Source organism: thiotrophic endosymbiont of Bathymodiolus puteoserpentis (Logatchev), assembly GCF_900127505.1.
Lineage (GTDB): Bacteria > Pseudomonadota > Gammaproteobacteria > PS1 > Pseudothioglobaceae > Thiodubiliella.
On record NZ_UEXF01000069.1, the window covers coordinates 118,218 to 121,230 of the forward strand.

Genomic DNA, 3,013 nt, shown 5'->3' on the forward strand with positions numbered 1-3,013 from the left:
GATGAGATTAATGTTTTAATGGCTGCCTGTGCTTGGAATTTGAGAAAATGGCTGGTGATAGCCACTATTTTTTTGTTTTGGCAAAAACTGGGCTTATTTTTTGTAAAATACCTAAGGTTTTTTGTGGTGCTGTATAAAAAGCAGTTTTGTTGATTTAGATGGTTGGCAAAATGGGTGGTTTTGGTTTGTTTGGGGTAGTTTTTAAGGGGCGACTATTTAGCAGGTAAATATGGTATCTTTGTTCGTAGGTCAATTGTGTATATTTTTGCATGTTTCACTCCTTTTTCTTGTCGGATTAAGGGTGGTTAATATACCCTTTGACCGACTAATTGAGTGTTGCACTTATGATGTGAATCTAAGTCTGTTGAAACAGCATTACGAAGATAAGATAAGATTGTGTGCCGTTGATGCCGCCCTAACAAAACTCTCAAATAATGGATGTCCATCGCGTGGTGAAGAAGTAAACTCTGGATGGAACTGGCAAGCCACAAACCAAGGGTGGTCTGAAACTTCTACCATTTCCACCAAAGAACCATCAATTGAACGACCAGAAATTACCAACCCCGCACCTTCTATTTTATCAATCAAGTTGTTGTTGACTTCATAACGATGACGATGACGCTCAGTAATCACTTCTTTGCCATAAATTTCTCTAGACTTTGAATTACCAATCAAAGCACATTCTTGACCGCCTAAACGCATTGTTCCACCCAAGTCAGAACCTTTATCACGCGTTTGTGTACTGCCATCTTCGTCTTGCCATTCAGTAATTAACCCTATAACTGGATATGGGCTAAATTGATCAAATTCAGTAGAATTAGCGCCGCCCATATTTGCCACATTACGCGCATATTCAATCACCGCAACCTGCATACCAAGACAAATACCTAAATAAGGCACCTTGTTTTCTCGTGCATATTTAACAGCAGCAATCTTACCTTCAACACCACGATTACCAAAGCCACCTGGTACTAAAATCGCGCTCATTTCACTTAGACAACCCACCCCTTTTTCTTCAATTTCTTCAGAATCAAAATAATGGATGTTAACTTTGGTTTTTGTATTAATGCCTGCGTGTAATAAAGCCTCTGAGAGCGACTTATAGGCTTCTGTCAAATTTATATATTTACCCACCATAGCAATATCAACAGCAGCCTCAGGTGAATAAAGCTTGTTAACCACACTGTCCCACTCGCTCAAATCGGTTGGCTTACAATCAATAGATAATTTCTTTACCACAATATCATCCAAACCTTGCTCATGCAGAGCTCTCGGGACTTTATAAATAGTATCAACATCAAGAGATGTGAACACTGAATCTGACGCTACATTAGTAAACAAGGCAATCTTAGCACGCTCTTCTTCAGGCAGCTCGTGTTCGGAACGACAAATTAAAATATCAGGCTGAATACCAATACTACGCAATTCTTTCACAGAGTGCTGCGTTGGCTTGGTTTTCAACTCCCCTGCAACTTTGATATAAGGCAATAAGGTTAAATGCACGAATAAGGTATTTTCACGGCCCAATTCAAGACTCATCTGTCTAATGGCTTCTATAAATGGCAATGACTCAATATCACCGACCGTGCCGCCAATCTCAACCAAGGCAACCTGCGCACCTTGTGCGCCTATTCGTGTCAATTCTTTAATTTCATTGGTAATGTGTGGCACAATCTGCACCGTTGCACCCAAATAATCACCACGGCGTTCGCGCTTGATCACACGCTCATACACACGCCCTGCTGTAAAGTTGTTTTTCTTACCTAGCTGTAAGCGTACAAATCTTTCATAATGACCTAAATCTAGGTCAGTTTCAGCACCATCATTGGTAACAAAAACTTCACCATGCTGGAATGGGCTCATCGTACCTGGGTCAACATTAATATAAGGGTCCAACTTAAGCATGGTAACTTTAAGTCCGCGAGATTCTAGGAGTGTTGCCAAAGAAGCAGAAGCGATGCCCTTACCTAAAGAAGAAACCACACCGCCAGTAATAAAGATATATTTTGTTGTCATAAAAAGTGACAAAGTTGAAAGACATATAATACCCTAATCAAATAAACTATTTTTCAATAATTCACCTCAACAAACATAAATTTGTCTGTTGAAACACAAAAGTTTTTTTAATTTCAAAAGAGGAAATTATGTTCTATACTGCATTCTATCGTTGCATAGATAAATACTTTATTAAAGACCTTTGCATAAATAGGGGTGATTGGCAAAATTCAATTTTTGAGACTCCTGCATTAACCCAATATAATTTATAAAACCCATAAAATAGCATTTTTTACATTACCCCAAAACCCCTGACAACTTTTTAAAATTTCTTATATAGAACATCTTAAGAGACCTTCTTCTTTTCCTGATTCAATTTTATACTTTCTTGATACACATCCATTGGTTTTTTATATTTCAATGTTTCATGGAATCTTTGATGATTGTAAAACTCAATATAATCATCCATATCAGTGATTAAATCACTGATGGATTGATATTCATTTAAATAAATTCTTTCGCATTTTGCGCTCCTCCAGAAACGCTCAATACAGATATTATCTGTAGCCCTACCTTTACCATCCATAGATATTGTAATACCTAAATCTTTTAATCGTTTAGTGTGTATCTCACTGGTATATTGACTACCTTGATCAGTGTTAAATATCTCTGGGTGTGGGTGTTTCTCTAAAGCGTCATTAAGTACACCCATTACCAATTGAGAATCCATGGTATTGGATATCCTGTGTGATAGAACAGCTTTTGAATGCCAATCAATAATAGCTGCCATATAGACCATACCCCCTGCAATCTTGACATAGGTAATGTCGGTGCTCCATACATGGTTAGAATGACTGATATTAAGCCCTCGTAGCTTGTAACTGTATTTCTTGTGTGCTTTGATTGGTATAGTTGTATTAACTTGTTTAACTGCTAATACTGCCTTTAAACCTAATTCTTGCCGATAGCGTGCTACGGTGTTTAAACTCACCTTGTAGCCGTCTTCAAGTAATTGTTG

Annotated in this window: 2 protein-coding genes; both read right to left on the bottom strand. The window is 37.8% G+C overall.

Translation table 11 applies throughout. The annotated features are described in order from the left end of the window. Positions 1 to 375: 375 nt before the first annotated feature. Positions 376 to 2,016, bottom strand: a complete 1,641-nt coding sequence (locus BHECKSOX2_RS08460; RefSeq protein WP_139683220.1) for a CTP synthase — start codon at positions 2,014 to 2,016, stop codon at positions 376 to 378. Between the two features lie 325 nt (positions 2,017 to 2,341). Then, positions 2,342 to 3,013: IS3 family transposase (locus tag BHECKSOX2_RS08465; RefSeq protein WP_180323726.1), on the bottom strand; the 672-nt coding region annotated here is incomplete at its 5' end.

What these genes read in the sequence shown, in the direction of transcription:
- BHECKSOX2_RS08460 (WP_139683220.1), bottom strand. Translation starts at nt 2,016, where the DNA reads ATGACAACAAAATATATCTTTATTACTGGCGGTGTGGTTTCTTCTTTA.